The organism is Mycobacterium paragordonae (assembly GCF_003614435.1).
GTDB classification, from domain to species: Bacteria; Actinomycetota; Actinomycetes; order Mycobacteriales; family Mycobacteriaceae; genus Mycobacterium; species Mycobacterium paragordonae.
Window position 1 is genome coordinate 5535316 of record NZ_CP025546.1, and the last position, 16895, is coordinate 5552210.

Annotated in this window: 16 protein-coding genes; 11 read left to right on the forward strand and 5 right to left on the reverse strand. The window is 66.8% G+C overall.

Features of this window, described 5'->3' with window-relative positions:
• Positions 1–10 precede the first annotated feature (10 nt).
• The 3 genes from rsmA to C0J29_RS24690 form a co-directional block, all read right to left on the reverse strand.
• The gene (rsmA, locus tag C0J29_RS24680) at positions 11–946 is read right to left on the reverse strand and encodes a 16S rRNA (adenine(1518)-N(6)/adenine(1519)-N(6))-dimethyltransferase RsmA (protein ID WP_120793853.1); all 936 of its coding nucleotides are present in this window, start codon (positions 944–946) and stop codon (positions 11–13) included.
• On the reverse strand, positions 919–2046 hold the full coding sequence (locus C0J29_RS24685; RefSeq protein ID WP_120793854.1) for a resuscitation-promoting factor: 1128 nt from the start codon (positions 2044–2046) through the stop codon (positions 919–921). The genes rsmA and C0J29_RS24685 overlap by 28 nt, the downstream gene beginning before the upstream one ends.
• A 216-nt stretch (positions 2047–2262) precedes the next feature.
• The gene (locus tag C0J29_RS24690) at positions 2263–3117 is read right to left on the reverse strand and encodes a TatD family hydrolase (RefSeq protein WP_174814866.1); all 855 of its coding nucleotides are present in this window, start codon (positions 3115–3117) and stop codon (positions 2263–2265) included.
• Between the two features lie 50 nt (positions 3118–3167).
• Between C0J29_RS24690 and metG the strand changes: the two genes are divergently transcribed.
• The 3 genes from metG (at position 3168) to C0J29_RS24705 (ending at position 5918) form a co-directional block, all read left to right on the forward strand.
• A complete protein-coding gene (metG, locus tag C0J29_RS24695) occupies positions 3168–4736 on the forward strand; it encodes a methionine--tRNA ligase (protein WP_120793855.1) in 1569 nt (522 codons plus the stop codon).
• Between the two features lie 159 nt (positions 4737–4895).
• The gene (locus C0J29_RS24700; RefSeq protein ID WP_120793856.1) at positions 4896–5261 is read left to right on the forward strand and encodes a PAS domain S-box protein; all 366 of its coding nucleotides are present in this window, start codon (positions 4896–4898) and stop codon (positions 5259–5261) included.
• 105 nt (positions 5262–5366) lie between these two features.
• Positions 5367–5918, forward strand: coding sequence for a serine acetyltransferase (locus C0J29_RS24705; RefSeq protein ID WP_120793857.1), 552 nt, complete (start codon positions 5367–5369; stop codon positions 5916–5918).
• 25 nt (positions 5919–5943) lie between these two features.
• Here the strand turns inward: C0J29_RS24705 and C0J29_RS24710 are convergent, their stop codons facing one another.
• Both C0J29_RS24710 and C0J29_RS24715 read right to left on the reverse strand, forming a co-directional pair.
• Positions 5944–6654 carry a TetR/AcrR family transcriptional regulator gene (locus tag C0J29_RS24710; RefSeq protein ID WP_120793858.1) on the reverse strand — a complete coding sequence of 237 codons (711 nt, stop codon included), beginning with the start codon at positions 6652–6654 and terminating at the stop codon, positions 5944–5946.
• A gap of 140 nt (positions 6655–6794) precedes the next feature.
• The gene (locus C0J29_RS24715) at positions 6795–7472 is read right to left on the reverse strand and encodes a TetR/AcrR family transcriptional regulator (RefSeq protein WP_120793859.1); all 678 of its coding nucleotides are present in this window, start codon (positions 7470–7472) and stop codon (positions 6795–6797) included.
• Positions 7473–7882: 410 nt separating this feature from the next.
• Between C0J29_RS24715 and C0J29_RS24720 the strand changes: the two genes are divergently transcribed.
• The 8 genes from C0J29_RS24720 to C0J29_RS24755 all read left to right on the forward strand — a co-directional run bounded on the left by C0J29_RS24720 (position 7883) and on the right by C0J29_RS24755 (position 16877).
• On the forward strand, positions 7883–8182 hold the full coding sequence (locus C0J29_RS24720; protein WP_065044383.1) for a PE family protein: 300 nt from the start codon (positions 7883–7885) through the stop codon (positions 8180–8182).
• A gap of 18 nt (positions 8183–8200) precedes the next feature.
• The gene (locus C0J29_RS24725) at positions 8201–9358 is read left to right on the forward strand and encodes a PPE family protein (protein ID WP_120793860.1); all 1158 of its coding nucleotides are present in this window, start codon (positions 8201–8203) and stop codon (positions 9356–9358) included.
• A 224-nt stretch (positions 9359–9582) separates the two neighbouring features.
• A complete protein-coding gene (locus C0J29_RS24730) occupies positions 9583–10383 on the forward strand; it encodes a glycosyltransferase family protein (protein WP_065044385.1) in 801 nt (266 codons plus the stop codon).
• The gene (locus tag C0J29_RS24735) at positions 10380–11036 is read left to right on the forward strand and encodes a PIG-L deacetylase family protein (protein ID WP_120793861.1); all 657 of its coding nucleotides are present in this window, start codon (positions 10380–10382) and stop codon (positions 11034–11036) included. Before C0J29_RS24730 ends, C0J29_RS24735 begins: the two co-directional genes overlap by 4 nt.
• Positions 11037–11045: 9 nt before the next feature.
• On the forward strand, positions 11046–11891 hold the full coding sequence (locus C0J29_RS24740; RefSeq protein WP_242460538.1) for a WecB/TagA/CpsF family glycosyltransferase: 846 nt from the start codon (positions 11046–11048) through the stop codon (positions 11889–11891).
• Complete coding sequence (locus tag C0J29_RS24745) at positions 11888–13405, forward strand: sugar transferase (RefSeq protein ID WP_371872459.1); 1518 nt, start codon at positions 11888–11890, stop codon at positions 13403–13405. Before C0J29_RS24740 ends, C0J29_RS24745 begins: the two co-directional genes overlap by 4 nt.
• Before the next feature lie 2 nt (positions 13406–13407).
• Positions 13408–14910 carry a flippase gene (locus C0J29_RS24750; protein WP_120793863.1) on the forward strand — a complete coding sequence of 501 codons (1503 nt, stop codon included), beginning with the start codon at positions 13408–13410 and terminating at the stop codon, positions 14908–14910.
• Entirely contained in the window at positions 14907–16877 is a 1971-nt protein-coding gene (locus tag C0J29_RS24755) for a glycosyltransferase (protein WP_120793864.1), read from the forward strand. The genes C0J29_RS24750 and C0J29_RS24755 overlap by 4 nt, the downstream gene beginning before the upstream one ends.
• The last annotated feature ends 18 nt before the right edge of the window (positions 16878–16895 follow it).

Sequence of the window (16895 nt, forward strand, 5' to 3'; positions counted from 1 at the left end):
CTCTGGTGCGTCAGCCGTTGGACGCCGGCGCGGGCGCCGGCGCAGCGCCGGTGCCGCTGTCCCAATCGCCGGACCGCTGCAACAGCCGCACAAAGTCCTCGATGGACAGCGTCTCGCCGCGGCGGGCGGGGTCGATGCTGGCCGCCAACAGCCGGCTGGCCGACTCGTTGCCCGATCCGGCCCACTCGACGAACGCGTTGCGCGAGGTTTTGCGGCGTTGCGCGAACGCGGTGTCGACCAGCTCGAACAGCTGCTTGCGAAAGCCTTCCTCGGTGGGCCACGGAGATGTCTCGTAGCGATCGATGCGCACCAGCCCGGAGTAGACACGCGGAATCGGCCAGAAAACTGTCGGCGGCACCGTGCCGCAGCGTCGTACCCGTCCGTAGAAGTTCACCTTGACGCTCGGCACACCGTATTCCTTGCCGCCCGGCTCGGCGGCCAGCCGCTCGGCGACCTCGGACTGAACCATCACCGTCACGGTGCGGATGGAAGGAAACTCGGCGAGCAGATGCAGCAACGCGGGCACGGCCACGTTGTACGGCAGGTTGGCCACCATCGCGGTCGGCGCTGCGGCCACGTCCTCGCGACGCAGCGTCAGCACGTCCCGATGCATCACGGTCAGCCGCTGGGCTTCGCTGTTGGAATGCTCGGCCACCGTCTGCGGCAGCCTGGCGGCCAGTACCGGATCGATCTCGACGGCGACCACCGTCGCACCGCGGTCCAGCAGCGCCAGCGTCAGCGAACCCAGTCCCGGGCCGACTTCCAGAACGACGTCGGACTTGCCGATGCCGGATGCCGTGACGATCCGGCGGACCGTATTGGCGTCGTGCACGAAGTTCTGCCCGAAGGATTTCCGCGGCCGGAAATCAAGCTCCTTGGCCAACCGCCGGATCTCGGAACGCCCGAGCAACCGGATCGTCAGCGGGCACCCACTCGTCCACTGCATACCGGCCAGGCGCCCCAGCCCTGACGCTGCCGGGTCACGTCAGCGATCGCGATCTGCTCCTCGCGGGTGGCGAGGTCCGCGCGGGGCGCATAGCGCAGCCCGCCGTTGGCCTCCCAGGTGCCCTGGTCGAACTGCACGCCGCCGAAGAACCCGTTTCCGGTGTTGATCGCCCAGTTTCCGCCGGCTTCGCATCCGGCAAGGGAGTCCCAGATGGTTCCGTCGCTGACCGGGGGCACCTCGGTGCCCGGTTTGGCGCCGACCCGCACCACCGCTTCGCGGGCCGGGGTCACCACCACGTTGGCGATCGGAAGGCGACCGCTCTCGACGCCGTTGATCTCGGCCACCGAGAACGTCACGTCCTGGGTGCCGGGGCTGCCCGGATCTTCGACCACCTCGCGGCTCATGTTCATCTCGGGGTCTTCGATGCGGCGGGCCGGCGGGGGCAGCGGCATCCGCTCGGTGACCCGTTCGATGCGGTTACGGGTGACCTGGATCTGCATGCCCTCCGTGATCGGTGTCGCCGGGGCGGGGTACACCTGGTCGCTGTCCTGCAGGGGCGCGCCCGCCGCGCTCAGCAGACCGGCGACGTTCGGCGCGGGCAGGTGCACGGTACGGACCACTCCGCCGTCGTCGATCTGGACGGTCTTGGCACTGACGACGGGCAGGGCCATGCCCGAGAGCGGGACACGGCTGGCGCGCGACGCGGCGGCGGGCGCGGTGTCGGTCATGGCCAACTGCGCCAGCGCCTCATCAACGGTCGACGCCGTGGTCCACACCTGCCGGGAGTTCTGGCCGTCCAGGGTGATCTCCAGGGGACGGCTGCGACGCAACACGATGGTGCCCGCGTCGCCGACGGAGACGTCGGCAGCCGGGTACAGATCGTCGCGCTCTTCGACGGAGAACCCGTTCTCCCGGACGATGTCGATCACCCGCGACCTCATGGTCTGCACCTGCATCGAGGTGCCGTCGATGGTCAGCGTGACGGTCTTCGACGCGGACACGGCGTACCCGCCGGCGAATGTCAGTGCCAGTAGCAGGGCGCCGACCAGCAGGCGCAATGCGGGCGATTCGGTTTGATGAAGTTTAGTAAGCAGTTTCAATGTCAATCCCAGTCAATCTCTACGTATCCCAAGTCTGTTCCGACCTACCACGACCCTTACGCAGCAACAACGCAGCAAAAGTTCGAGACGAGCTACCGACCATATTCAGCTGAAATAACAAATGGGCCCATAGGCCCACCCGTTCGATCACAAGACGGTAACGAACCGGCCAGTGCAGAGCAACTCCTGCGCGCGAATTGCTGTGGGGTTCAGGAGCTAGAGCACCGGGGCCTGGTCGAGGCGGTATGCCCGGCGAGCGTTGCTCGTGGTGATTTCCGCTAATTCCTCGGGCCGGCGATTCACCAGTTCAGCGAGGGCGCGCACGGTGTAGGGCAGGCAGTAGGATTCGTTCGCTGCGCCCCGATATGGATGCGGGGTGAGAAATGGCGCGTCGGTTTCCACCAATATCTGGTCCAGCGGTATCAGCGGAACGGCTTCACGCAGGTCGCGGGCATTACGGAAGCTCACCGTGCCGGACAGGCTCAGCAACCATCCGGCCGCCGAACAAGTGCGAGCCATCTCACTCCCGGACGAGAAGCAGTGAAAAATCACAGTCTCGGGCGCGCCCTCCGCGCGCAGCACGTCGAGCACCTCCCGGTCGGCGTCACGGTTGTGGATCATCAACGGCTTTCCGGTCCGCTTGGCCAGGTCGATGTGCCAGGCGAAGGCCTCGCGCTGCACGTCCGGCGGCGCGCAGCCCTCGAGTCGGCCAGGCCAGTACATGTCCATGCCTGTCTCGCCGACGGCCACCACCCGGGCGTGGCCGGAAAGTCGCTCGATCTCGGCGCGCGCGTCCTCGGTCAGCGCGTCCGTACGCGTCGGGTGCAGGGCGACCGCGCCAAACACCCGTGGGTCCCATTCGACGGCCCGCGTCACCCAGCGCGCCGATTCGAGGTCGTCGGCGATGGTGACCACCGAGGCGACCCCGACGGCGGCCGCGCGGTCGACGAGCGCACGCACTCCCGCCGCGTCGGAGACGCCGCAGGCGTCGAGATGAGTGTGGGCGTCGATCAACGGCGAAAGCGGCTCCGGCGGCGGCGGTGCTTCTCGTTGGGCGCTCACTCCGCTCACGATATGTGCACACGCGAAGCAGCGAGCGACCCGATTAGGGTGGAGCCGCAATGAACCAACACCAGCCCCAGCCGTATTACGTCACCACCGCGATCGCCTATCCCAACGGGGCGCCGCACATGGGTCACGCGTATGAATACATCGCGACCGACGCCATCGCCCGGTTCAAGCGACTGGACGGCTTCGACGTACGTTTCCTGACCGGAACCGACGAGCACGGCCTCAAGGTCGCCCAGGCCGCCGCGGCCGCCGGGGTGCCGACCGCGCAGCTGGCGCGCAGCAACTCCGACGTTTTCCAGCGCATGCAGGAAAAGCTCAACATCTCCTTCGACCGATTTATCCGCACCACCGACCCGGACCACCACGTGTCCTCGAAGGAAATCTGGCGGCGCATGGAGGCGGCCGGCGATATCTATCTGGACAATTACGCCGGCTGGTATTCGGTGCGCGACGAGCGGTTCTTCGTCGAATCCGAGACTCAGTTACTCGAAGACGGCACCCGGATCGCGGTCGAGACCGGCACCCCGGTGACATGGACCGAGGAACAGACCTACTTCTTCCGGCTGTCGGCGTACGCCGACAGGCTGCTGGCGCACTACCGGGACAACCCCGGCTTCATCGCACCCGAAACCCGGCGCAATGAAGTCGTCAGCTTCGTCTCGGGTGGGCTGGACGACCTGTCGATCTCGCGCACCTCGTTCGACTGGGGCGTGCAGGTTCCCGGTCATCCGGACCACATCATGTACGTCTGGGTCGACGCGCTGACCAACTATCTGACCGGGGCCGGCTTTCCCGACACCGACTCGGAGTTGTTCGGCCGCTACTGGCCCGCGGACCTGCACATGATCGGCAAGGACATCATCAGGTTCCACGCGGTGTACTGGCCGGCATTTCTGATGTCAGCCGGAATCGACCTGCCGCGAAGGGTTTTCGCGCACGGCTTCCTGCACAACCGGGGCGAGAAGATGAGCAAGTCGGTGGGCAACATCGTCGATCCGGTGGCCCTGGTGGACACCTTCGGCGTGGACCAGGTCCGCTATTTCCTTTTGCGCGAGATACCTTTTGGGCAGGACGGCAGTTACAGCGACGAATCGATCATCACCCGGATCAACGCCGACCTGGCCAACGAGCTCGGCAACCTGGCTCAGCGGTCGCTGTCCATGGTGGCAAAGAACCTGGGCGCGGCGGTGCCGCAACCGGGTGAGTTCATTGCCGCGGACACCGAGTTGCTGGCCACGGCCGACGGGCTCCTGGATCGGATTCGCGTCCATTTCGATGCGCAGGCAATGCATTTGGCGCTCGAGGCGATCTGGTTGATGCTCGGCGACGCGAACAGGTATTTCTCCGCGCAACAGCCCTGGGTGCTGCGCAAGAGCGAAGCGGCGGCAGACCAGGAGCGGTTCCGGACCACCCTCTATGTGACCTGCGAGGTGGTGCGCATCGCGGCGCTGCTGGTCAGTCCGGTCATGCCGGGTTCGGCGGACAAGTTGCTGGACCTGCTCGGGCAAACCGATCAGCAACGGACGTTCGTCGCGGCCGGCGCGCGGTTGACACCCGGGACGGCGCTGCCCGTGCCGACCGGTGTGTTCCCGCGGTACCAGCCACCCGACCCGGCGTGAGCGCCGCAGCCCCGCGTCAAGTGACGGGAACGAAGCCGGGTGGCCACATTACGAACCCGAGTTCGCGTTTTCCTGCCAAGCGGTGTGAGGCGCGATTCGGCGATAGGCCATAATCGCCAAGTGGAGCGAAGACGGAATCGGCAGCCCAGCCAATCCCCGATGACCACCTTGAAGCAGTTGCCTGCACTGGTGGTGCTCGAGCGGATCCCGGTCCCCGTCCTGGCCATCGCTGATGACGGCGGCATCCTGTTCACCAACACCGCGTTCGCCCACATGGTGGGTTGCGATCCGGAAGAGGTGCTGGCCCTGCGGTTTCACGAGATCTTCCACCAGGCTCCGGAGTCGGAGTCCTCACTGCTGTCGTTCGTGCACGCCCTGGCGAACATGGTCGTCGAGTTGGCGCACAAAGACGGCTCGGTGGTGCGGGCGCTGATGAGCAGGTCGGCGGTGATGCGCGCTGACGACAAATTTGCTCTGGCCGCGTTCCAGGACCTCACCGAACAGTTGTGGGAAGAAGAACGCTGACGCGCCCCGGATGCCGGCGTCCGGTGGCCCGTGCGCAGATATGAATTCACATAGACTGTCGGTCTCCTATTGAGCCTTTATTGATACTTGCGGTACGTTTTTCAGGTGATCGAGACTCGCCAGGACTTGGAGGAGTACCTCGCGGCCGACTTGCATGCGCAAGGACTTGAGCGCTGGCGGCACCGCTACCGGGTCATGCACCGGGCTCCGTACTTCCAGCGCATGCTGCGCAAGACAGAGTATTGGACCAACACCGCCAGGACGCCGATCGGCCGCCTCGTCGCGGCGTACCTGCGGCTGCGGCTGAAGTTCCTGGGCGAGAAACTCGGGTTCGGGATTCCGCTGAATGCGTTTGGACCTGGCCTTTCCGTCGCCCACGTCGGCTGGGTGCACGTGCATCACCGGGCGAAGATCGGCGTCAACTGCCGTATCCACCAGGGAGTGACCCTCGGCGAGGGCCGGCCGGGCGAATACCCCACCATCGGAGACGATGTATTCATTTACCCGGGCGCCATGGTGCTCGGCGCCGATGTCGGCAGCCGTGTCGGCATCTACGCGGGCGCGGTGGTGACCAAGCCGGTGCCGGATGACGTCGACGTGGCCGGCGTTCCGGCTCGCATCGTCAAGGATCGCAGGGCCCGCGCCGTCAGCGCCTAGCGCCCCGCGACGTCAGCGCTCAGCGCTACGTGCTTTCCGGAGCTCCGGCCACGGCGCCCGCAGGCATACTGGGCCGGGTGTGCCGCAGGGCTTCACGGGCCAGGAACTGCCGGAAGTACGGCAGCGAGGCCTCCGCGGCGACGCCGGGGAGCAGGCTGATCCAGATCTGGCTCAGTCGCCCGTTGAGTTCGTCGAGCATGCCGTCGCTCCGGCGGCTGCGCGCCATGGCGATGGAGAGCAAACGGGTCCCGAACATCGCGCCGACGATCGTCTCGGCGAGCGATTGAGGGTCGACGTCCTCCCGCAGATCTCCCTCGTCAATGGCCTCGCGCGCCTGGGCCGCCATTTCCGCCACCCAGCCGGCGCAGCAGCGCGCCGCGGCGTCGTTGAATCCGCTCAGCGCCGCGATCAGCTGCTCGGCCGCCCGCGCCGTCTTGTCCGTACTGAGCACGTTCGCGATCGCGAAGGTGCCGTGGATCATGTTCTCCAGAGCGGGCGAGGCCGACCCACAAACGTTGCGAAACGCCCCGATGAGAACTTCGGCGCCCTCGTCGATGATGTCGGACGCGAGAGCCTCTTTTGAATCGAAATGATGGTAGAGGGCGCCCTTGGTCATTCCGGTGCGCTCGATGATGGTGCCCCACCCTGCCGCGGCATACCCGACCTCACTGAAGACGTCGATCGCCGCGTCCAGAATCTTCCGCCGGGTTACCTCGGATCGAACCTGGCGCGCCATTGGCCATGCCTCCCCAGTGATGTCAATCCGGTTCAGCTCCGGACCTCGGCGTCTTGTTCCTGCTGGTCAGCCGGACAAGCGTAACAGCAGCAGGTACGAAGTTTTCGAGCATGCGTGCCAGATCGTCTCCGGTGTCGAGATCACGGAGCACTCACCTGGGCCGGAGCAGCCTTGACCGCGAGCGCCGTGCGCCGCCGGAGGAACTGCGCGAAGTAGTCGGCCCGGTCCGGTTGCAGGACGGCGGCAAGGATCAGAACCCAGTTCCGCTCCAGGTCAAGCAGGAAAGTCCGCGGGTCATCCAGGTCGCTGGTCTGGCGCAACCCCAGGTACATCGACACGATCAACCGCCCGATGTCACGCGGTTCCCACCGTGACGCCACGTCCCCCTCGCTGATCGCGCGCTCGGCAACGATGGCCAGGGCATCGACCCAGCCGCCCAGTAGGGCGGCCTGCAGTCCCTCGGTGCGCCCCACCGACTCGATCAGGTGCAGAGCCGCCCGCGCCACATCCTTCGAGATGTCCTGCACGGCGATCAGATAGCAGAAGTCGATCAGGGTTTCCAGGCCGGAAAGCTGGCGGGACAGCAGGTCCTCGACGGCCGCCCGGCCTCCTGAGGTGTGTTGCTCGATGATGGCGACCGCAAGGGCGTGCTTGGAGCGGAAGTGGAAGTACATCGCGCCCTTGGTGAGTTCGGCCTCGGCGAGAATGTCGTCCAGCCCGACGTCGTGGTACGCGCGGCGGGCGAACTGGTGTGCGGCCGCCCGCAGAATCTGTTGCCGGGTGCTGTCTGCTCGTCCGTCGGCCGATTCAGTCGACATCTACCCGCGGCACACTTCCGGGCGTGCCGAATAGCGGCCAGCAGCGTTGAGCCGAGCGATCACCTTCACCATCGCGATGCCTTCCTCGACCAGGTGGCCAGACCATCGGATGGTGAGCCGTCCACCGGCGTGTGTCCCAGGCGGCACATTGGACGCCACATGTGAGGTTATCAAGTTCGCGGCGACCTGCAGCGTTACACGCCGACATGACGGCATCCAGGCCCTGGCAATACCTAAGGTCGGTTCGCGCCCCGCATTAGGTTCAAAAAGTATGTAGAATGGGTATTACGTGATCTGTTGGTCTGCGGGGGGCAGAAGAACGGGTCCGAACCACCAGTTCGGCCCGGATGCGAAGACTGCTGTCCTCACGACCCACTCCATCGTCAAACCGTTCGCGTTAGGAGAGTCGCATGTCGTTCGTCACCACGCAGCCAGAAGCACTGGCAGCCTCGGCCAGCACGCTGCAGGGCGTCGGGTGCGCCGTCGACTCGGTCAGCGCCGCCGCAGCCGGTCCCACCACCGCGATCGTCCCGGCAGCCGCCGATGAGGTGTCCGCGCTCACGGCGGTCCAGTTCGCCGCTCACGGCCAGCTGTATCAGGCGGTAAGCGCACAGGCTGCCGCTATTCACGAGATGTTCGTCGAGGTCATGAAGGTCAGCGCCGGCTCCTACGCCGCCACCGAGGCGGCCAACGCCGCAGCGGCCGGCTGACGAGCAGGGGAACCGACAATGGATTTCGGGGCACTGCCACCGGAGGTCAACTCGGCGCGGATGTACACCGGCGCAGGGCCGGGGCCGCTACTGGCGGCTTCGGTCGCCTGGGACGGGCTGGCCACCGAGCTGGCGACGGCGGCGTCCGCCTACTCCTCGGCGATCGCGGGCCTGACCAGCGGACCCTGGCTCGGTCCAGCGGCCATCGCCGCGGCAGCGGCGGCCACACCGTATGCGGTCTGGATGGGCGCGACGGCCGGCCAGGCCGAGCAAGCCGCCGCCCAGGCACGGGCCGCCGTGGGCGCCTACGAAGCCGCATATGCAATGACGGTCCCGCCCACGGTGATCGCCGCCAACCGGACCCTGCTCGCGGCGTTGGTGGCAACCAACTTCTTCGGTCAGAACTCACCCGCGATCGCGGCCACAGAGGCCCACTACAGCGAGATGTGGGCGCAGGACGCCGCGGCCATGTACGGCTATGCGGCCAGTTCGGCGACGGCGTCGACGCTGACGCCGTTCGAGGCGCCGCCGCAGGTCACCGACCCGGCCGGGGCCGCGGCGCAGGCCACCGCGGTATCGGCGGCGACCGGCGAGGCCGGGGCCACCCAGGCGACACTGGCCTCGCTGGTGAGCGCGGTCCCGTCCACGCTGCAGGGCATGGCAGTGCCGGCGTCGCTGGGCACGGCCGCGGCCGGTGTGCCGATCAGCACCACCTCCACCGGCGACATCGCCAACCTGCTGAATATCGGGGTAATGCCGCTTTTCGCGATCAGCAGCGTGTTGGGCATCGCCCAGACCTTGCAGGGCATGACGGCGGCCGCCACGCAGGTTGGCGAGGCGGCGGCGGAAGCTGCCGAGGCGGCTGCCGGCGCGGCCGCCGCCGGCGCGGAAGCGGCCGGGGGCGCTGCGCTGGGGGCCATGGGCCAGGCGGCCAGCCTGGGATCGCTATCGGTGCCACCGGCGTGGACCAGCGTGATTCCGACGGCTCATCTCGCCGGCGTCAGCTCCGCATTGCCCGGTGCCAACCCGGGTGCGGTCGGCGCTGTGCCCCCGAGCCTGCTGGGCGGGATGCCTAGGGCAGCAGGGGCTTCGGGCCCGGCCGCCGGGCCGCGGTACGGGTTGGTCCCCACGGTGATGGCACAGCCGCCGTCTGCCGGGTACGGCGGAGTGATCTGACGCCGGTACGGCGTCGTCCCATGTCCAGACGGCCGACCATCAAGAGCGCCAGTTCTCAGGTTACAAGTCCAATAACTTCCGTCTTTAAGTACTAAATCCCTGTTATATTCCTTTTAGTCGTTCAAAAAGTATGTAATAATGCATTGACCAGGCAGTTGGGTATGAAAGCCCGGCAACGGCCGTAGGAGACCAGCAGTGAGCAGTTTGCAGAGGGGGACAGGGAAATGAAGGTCGTGTTGTTCTGTGGCGGCTACGGCATGCGGATGCGCAGCGCCGCCGGTGATCTCATTCCGAAGCCACTCCAGATGGTCGGGCCCCGGCCACTGCTGTGGCACGTGATGCGCTATTACGCCCACTACGGTCACACCGAGTTCATCCTGTGCCTCGGCTACGGCCAGTCCTTGGTCAAGGACTTCTTCGTCAACTATCGGGAGACCGAGTCCAACGACTTCGTCATGCGGGGCGGAGAAGTCGAGCTCCTCGAATCCGACATGTCCAATTGGACGATCACCTTCGTTGACACCGGCCTGGAATCCCCGATCGGCGAGCGGCTGCGCCGGGTCCGCAAGCACCTCGGCGACGACGAGTACTTCCTCGCCAACTACGCCGACGTCCTGACCGACGCGCCGCTGGACACCATGATCGAGCGGTTCCACACGGCCGGTGCCGCCGCCTCGATGCTCGTCGTACCGCCGCAATCGTCGTTCCACTGCGTCGACGTCAGCAACCACGGGGACATCAAGGAGATCGCCCCCATCGCCAAGTTCCCCATCTGGGTCAACGGCGGCTACTTCGTGCTCCGCCAGGACGTCATCGACCTCATTCCCGAGAACGGCGACCTGGTCGGCGACGCGTGCATGGAGCTGGCCGGTACCGGCCGGTTGCTGGGCTACCAGCACGACGGTTTCTGGAAGCCGGCCGACACGTTCAAGGAGCGCGCCGAACTCGACGCCGACTACAACCGCGGCGTCCGTCCGTGGGCAGTTTGGGAGACGCCCGCGGCATTGGCGGAAGCATCGGCATGATCCCGCTGACTTTCTCCGGGGCGGGCATCGGCTCGGTCGCGGCGATCGGTGCGCACTGCGACGACATCCTCATCGGCGCCGGCGCCACGCTGATGCAGCTCGAGCGCAGCAATCCCGGCCTGGTCATCCACGCGCTGGTCCTGACCGGCGCCGGCACCGAGCGCGAAATCGAGGAGAAGAGCGCGTTTGCGGCGTTCTTTCCGCGGGCGGATGTGCGTTTGACGGTGGCCGAGCTACCGGACGGCCATTTGCCCGAGCACTGGGGCGCGGTCAAACGGCACCTCGCCGAGTTCCGTCGCAGCTGCGAGCCCGACCTGGTGCTGGGCCCCCAGCGCGACGACTACCACCAGGATCACCGCCTGCTGGCCAAGCTGATCCCGACCGAGTTCCGGGCCCACTTCGTGCTGGGCTACGAAATTCTCAAGTGGGAGTCCGATCTGCCGAATCCCGTACTCTACGTGCCGGTTCCGGCTGAGGTCGCCACCGCGAAGACCCGGCTTCTCGCCGAGCACTACCCGTCGCAGGCTGGGCGGGACTGGTTCGATGAGGAGACCTTCCTCGGCTTGATGCGGGTACGAGGCGTGCAGAGCCGCGCCCGCTACGCCGAGGGATTCGTGGCGGAGAAGGCCGTGTTGAGTCCGGTCGCCGGATAGCTCGCGATCATGGCCAAGAACACTTCCCCCCAGGCGCCGGTGCGCATGGTCGTCAGCGGCAGCATCGTCGAGCGCTGCGACATCCACGAGGTGCTCTCGATCGTCGGCTCCCGGCTGCGGTCGCAATCCGGTCGCGGTCTGGCCGTGGGATCGGTGAACCTGGACCATCTGCACCACTTCCGCGTCGCGAGCGCCGCTCCCAACGGGCTGGTGGAATGGCTGCTGCTGGCCGACGGCATGCCGATCGCCTGGCGGGGCAAGCTGCTGACCGCCCGGCCGTGGCCTCGCGTCACCGGGGCCGACTTGCTGCCGTCCGTGCTGGCGCTGGCCGAGGCGAACGGCCACCGGGTCGGCTTCTTCGGGGGCAGCCGGCAGACTCACCGACTTCTGGCCGAGCACCTGCGGGCGCAGTACCCGGACCTGTTGGTCTCCGGTATGTGGGCACCCGGCCACGACGATGTCGAATCACGTTCGCAGGCTTTGTGTTCCGCTATCCGCGCGGCGCGCACCGACGTCCTGGTGGTCAGCCTGGGCAAGCCGCGCCAGGAGCGGTGGGTCGACGAGCACGGGCATGCGACCGGCGCCCGGGTGTTCCTGCCCTCCGGCGGTGCCATCGACTTCCTGGCCGGCATGACCAGCCGTGCCCCGCATTGGATGCAGCGCGCGGGACTGGAATGGCTGCACCGGTTGACCCGGGAGCCGCGCCGGCTCGCCCGTCGCTACCTACTGCAGGGTCCGATCGCGTTGTTGCGGGCCGCACGCGCACAGCTCATCTGCTACCCCGGCGTCCACTACGTGGGCGGGCACGACTATGTCGAAAACACCGGCCCCACAACCGAAGCGGTGTCCGCATGACTGAGAGATCGGCCAGTATGACGGCCACACTCACGAAGTCCGGCCGGTCGCGCCTGGTCGCCGTGCCGTCGCCCAGCGTCAGCACCGTTCCGCGCTGGCAGCAACAGTATTCAGCGCGGCTGCGGATCACCGATTCGGTAATCGTCTGTGCGGCAATCATGCTCGCGCAGTTCGTCAGGTTCGGCGACGCACCGAACATGTCGGGCTACCCGGGCCCGGTGATGACGCTGTTCTCCTGCCTGTTCGCGCTGCTGTGGCTGACCTCGATCTCGGTGTTCCACACCCGCTCACCCCGCATCATCGGCGCCGGCATCGACGAGTACCGGCGGCTGGCGAGCGCGTCATTCTCGGTGTTCGGCATCATCGCGATGGTCACATTGCTGGCCAAGATCGATCTGGCTCGCGGGTACCTGGCGGTCGCTCTCCCGTTCGGCACCCTGGGCCTGCTGGCCAGCCGCAACCTGTGGCGCAAGTACGTGTGGCGGATGCGGGCCCGCGGCCAGTATCAGACCATGGTGCTGGCGATCGGCGACCGATCCGGGGTCACCCACCTCGCGCATGAACTGATCCGCAACCCGAAGGAGGGTTACGTCGTTGTCGGCGTGTGCATCCCGGGATACGGGCCGTCGCGGGACGAGACACTCAAGGTGCAGGGCCGGGACATTCCGATCCTGGGTGACGAAACCAGCGCGGTGCCCGCGATCGGCATCTGCGGCGCCGACACCGTCGCGGTGACCCGCACCGAGCATTTCGGAGTCCACGGCATCCGCGATCTGATGTGGCGGCTGGAGACGATGGACGTCGACCTCGTCGTGTCGCCCGGTGTGATGGATGTCGCCGGAGCGCGGCTGACCATGCGGCCCATCGCGGGATATCCCCTCTTGCATGTCGACAAGCCGCAGTACGAGGGCACCCAGCGTCTGCAGAAGCGCGCCTTCGACTTCTGCTTCGCGCTGGCGGCACTACTGGTGACCGCCCCCCTGCTGGTCGCGGCCGCCGTCTCAATCAAGTTGACCAGCAAGGGTCCCGTCTTCTATCGCGCCGAACGCATCGGCCTGGACGGCAGACCCTTCACGATGCTGAAGTTCCGCACCATGGTGGACGGCGCGGACAAGCAACTCGAACGACTGATGCCGCTGAACCAGGGCGCGGGCGGCATGCTTTTCAAGATTCACCAGGACCCGCGGGTAACATCCGTCGGAAAGGTGCTGCGCCGCTACAGTATTGACGAACTCCCCCAGTTCATCAATGTGCTCAAGCAGGACATGAGTGTGGTCGGCCCGCGGCCGCCGCTGCGCCGCGAAGTGGAGAACTATGACGGCCAGGTCAAGCGCCGGTTGCTGGTGAAGCCCGGCGTCACCGGACTCTGGCAGGTGAGCGGTCGGTCTGATCTGTCCTGGGAGGACTCGGTCCGGCTCGATCTGTCCTACGTCGACAACTGGTCGATGGCCGGCGACCTGGTGATCATCGCCCGCACCCTCCGGGCCGTCCTGGCCAGCGACGGAGCGTACTAGACATGAAGGGCGACACCGTGATCGAGCCGCCGGCGCACGAATCGGCGGCGGCACCAGAGGAGTCGGCAGCGGCACCCGACGTGCCGCCGTCGCGGATCGCGCACGCGTTCTCGGTGCAGCTCGTGTGCCGGGTGCTGGGCATGCTGGCCTCGGTGGTCTCGGTGTCGATGACCGCTCGCTATCTGGGGCCCGGCCGCTACGGGCAGTTGATGGTGGCGGTCGCGTTCATCGGGATGTGGACCGCGGCAACCGATCTCGGCATCAACACGGTGATCGTGCGCCGGGTCACCGCGGGCCGCGGCGCCCTGGAGCGTCTGGTTCGCGTCAATAGTGGCCTGTCCCTGATGTATTGCGTCCCGCTGGCGGTGTCTGCGGCAGTCACCGGGTGGTTGGTCTATCGCGACGCCGACGTCCGGGTGATGCTGGTGGTCTTGTCCGGCCAACTCCTGCTGCTCACGGTGCGGACGCGATTCGAGCCCGTCTTCTTGTCCACCGTGCGTTTCGCCGCGGTCGCCGTCTCCGACGTCGCGGGCCGGATCGGCACGCTGGCGATGGTCAGCTGGCTGGTGGCGACGCAGGCGAACATCATCTGGTTCGCGGTCGCACAGCTCATCCCGCCGTTGGTGCAGTTGGCGATTCAGGGCACGGCCGCCGCGCGGCACGTGTCGCTGCGGCCGGTGTTCTCCACGCGCGAGTCCATCGATCTGCTGCGCGAGAGCCTGCCGCTGATGGGTGTCGCCCTGGTCGGCATCCTGTACTGGCGCGCCGACGGGGTGATCCTGTCCCTGCTCAACAGCCATGCCGAGGTCGGCGTGTACGGGCTGGCATACACGATCGCGTTCAACACCGAGGCGCTGTCCATCTTCTTCCAAAAGTCCACTCTGTCGACGGCCACCGGGCTGTATTCGCGCGACGTCGGTGCTTACGTCGCATTCCTGCGCCGCAGCGTCGAATTGATGAGCTTCCTGGCCTTTCCGGTTGCCGTCGTCGGCACCTTGCTGGCCGGTCCGCTGATCAAGTTGTTCGGCGACGCGGAGTTCGTGAGCCGCGGGGCGCCGACCCTGGCGTTGTTGCTCATCGCCGCCTCGTTACGGTTCGTCACCGGGACTCTCGGCCAGGGCCTGTTCGCCTGCCACGAACAGCGGTTCTTCTTCCGGTTGTCGGTCGGCGCGCTGGCCGCCAACGTTGTCCTGAACCTGGTGCTGGACGGCCGATTCGGCGCGGTCGGCGCCGGTGTCTCGCTGGTGTGCACGGAACTGATCGGGCTGACCTTCGCCAGCTGGCGGCTGGGCAGCCACTGCGGTTACCGCACGCCGATGACCTTCCTGGTGCGGCTGTTGATTCCGACTTCGGCCAGCGCCGTTGTGGCTTTGCTGCTTTCGGGCGAGAACGTGGTGTTCGCGCTGGCCGCCGCGGCGGCCACCTATCTGGCCGTCAACGTCGTGGCCGGTCCCGTCAACTGGTCCACTCTGACCTCGCTCTTCCAGAAGAAGGTGACCGTATGAGAACCGAACGGCCCCTGTCGGTGCTGATCGTGACCTACAAGAGCCACGAACTCTTGGAGCAGTGCCTGGCCAGCGTCGCCGAATACGCGCCGCAACTGCCGGTCTACGTCTACGAGAACAGTGGCGACGACTACCCCGGACGCGAAGAGTTGGCCGCGCGCCATCCCGACGTGCACTGGGTGCTGGGTCCGGTGAATCTCGGCTTCGGGGCGGCCTTCAACGCGCTGGCCGAACACACACCCGAGGACACGGACTTCCTTCTGCTGAACGCTGATACGCGGCTGACCGGCCCGCTGACCCGGACCCTCGAGTTGTTCCGCCAACCCGGCGTCGCCGCCGTATCGCCGCTGATTCAAGACCCCGGTGCACCTGGCCCGCGGTTGTGGGACATCGCCACCAAGCACCGGACCCTGACCCGGTCCGTCGTGGCGGCCGCAGGCTATTCCGACCGGCTGCGCGGCACGCGGTTCTCTCACCTCTATCGCGAGCAGCCCACCGAATCGGAAAGTATCGACGGCTACATGGCCGGCATCTGCCTGGCGATGAACCGCGACGCCTGGAACGAGATCGGCGGCTTCGACGAGGAATTCTTCCTGTACGGCGAAGAGACCGACTGGCAGGAGCGGGCCACCGCCGCGGGCTGGCGCATTCTGCTGGCCGATGAGCTGAACGCCGAGCACGGCAACCCGGCGGCCGGCACCACCGCGCGTGAGTCCGTCTTCACCCACGGTGCCGAGGTCTCCACTGTGGAACGCTTCCGCAACCGGGACTTGTTGCGCTCCAACATCGCACTGCTGCTGGAACGCCAGGACAGTGTTCACCACGGGGACGTATTCCTGGCCGCCACCTCGTTGTTGGACCGGGTCCAGCGGTCCAAGCGGGGTGCCCGCAAACGGGCGATTGAGGCACGCCGGACAGATAAGCCCTCGATCGTCATCACCACCAACCGCCTGGTGTACGGCGGCGCGGAGCGGCAGAAGGCGTTGCTGGTAAAGGAATTGGATCGCCGCGGCTACCCGGTCACCGTCGTCTGCATGCAACGGTTCGGGCCGCTGCTCAAAGAGATCCCGCACAGCATCCGCGTGATACGTCAGCCCTGGTGGGCGCCGATGGTCGATCTTCCGGACGGTCCGTCGGTGTTGATCAGTGGCGACACCAACACCGAGACCGGGTTTGCGACGCTCTGGAAGGCCGCCGGGAAGGCCGCCTCGGGTGACCGTCGCTGGTTGGTGGCCCCGCACGTGCCGCCGGAAGCCGACCGGCCGATCTACTCACGCCCGTTGACCGCTGCGATGAATCGCGCGGACGGTTTCATCGTTCTCGCCCAACGCCATTGGGACATGCTCACGCCGCACCACAAGATCGGGGGGCGGCACTTCGTGGCGCCCAACGGCGTGGCCGTCTCCGGCGAGCCGACCGAGCGGGTCCGCGCCGCCGGTGAACCGCCGCACCTGGTGATGCTGTCCCGCATCGTCGAGCACAAGAATCCCCACCTGTTGATCGAGGCACTCAGCGGCCTGACCGACCTGCCCTGGCGGCTCTCGATTTTCGGCGACGGCCCGGACCGGGAGATGCTCGAAGCCCGCACGCCGGAATCGTTGCGGGGACGCATCGAATGGCGCGGGTGGTCGCCCGGGCCCGGACCGGCGCTGGCCGATGCCGACCTGCTCTGCGTGCCGAGCCGTTCCGAAGCATTCCCGATGGTGATTCTCGAAGCAATGACACGCGGGATCCCGGTGGCCGCGTCGGGCATCTGCGCGGTGCCGGAGATGCTGGACTTCGGTAAAGCCGGCTTCGTCGTCGAACCGGTGTCGGTATCGGCGTGGCGCAGCCAACTCGCCGAAATTCTCACCGACCTCGACGCCCTCCCGGAGATCGGATGGCGCGGATTCGAGCGGCTGCAAACCCATTACACCGTGGAGGCGATGACCGACGCCTACCTCGAGGCGATCGGCGCGGTGATGTGAGCCGCACCGTGTCACCCG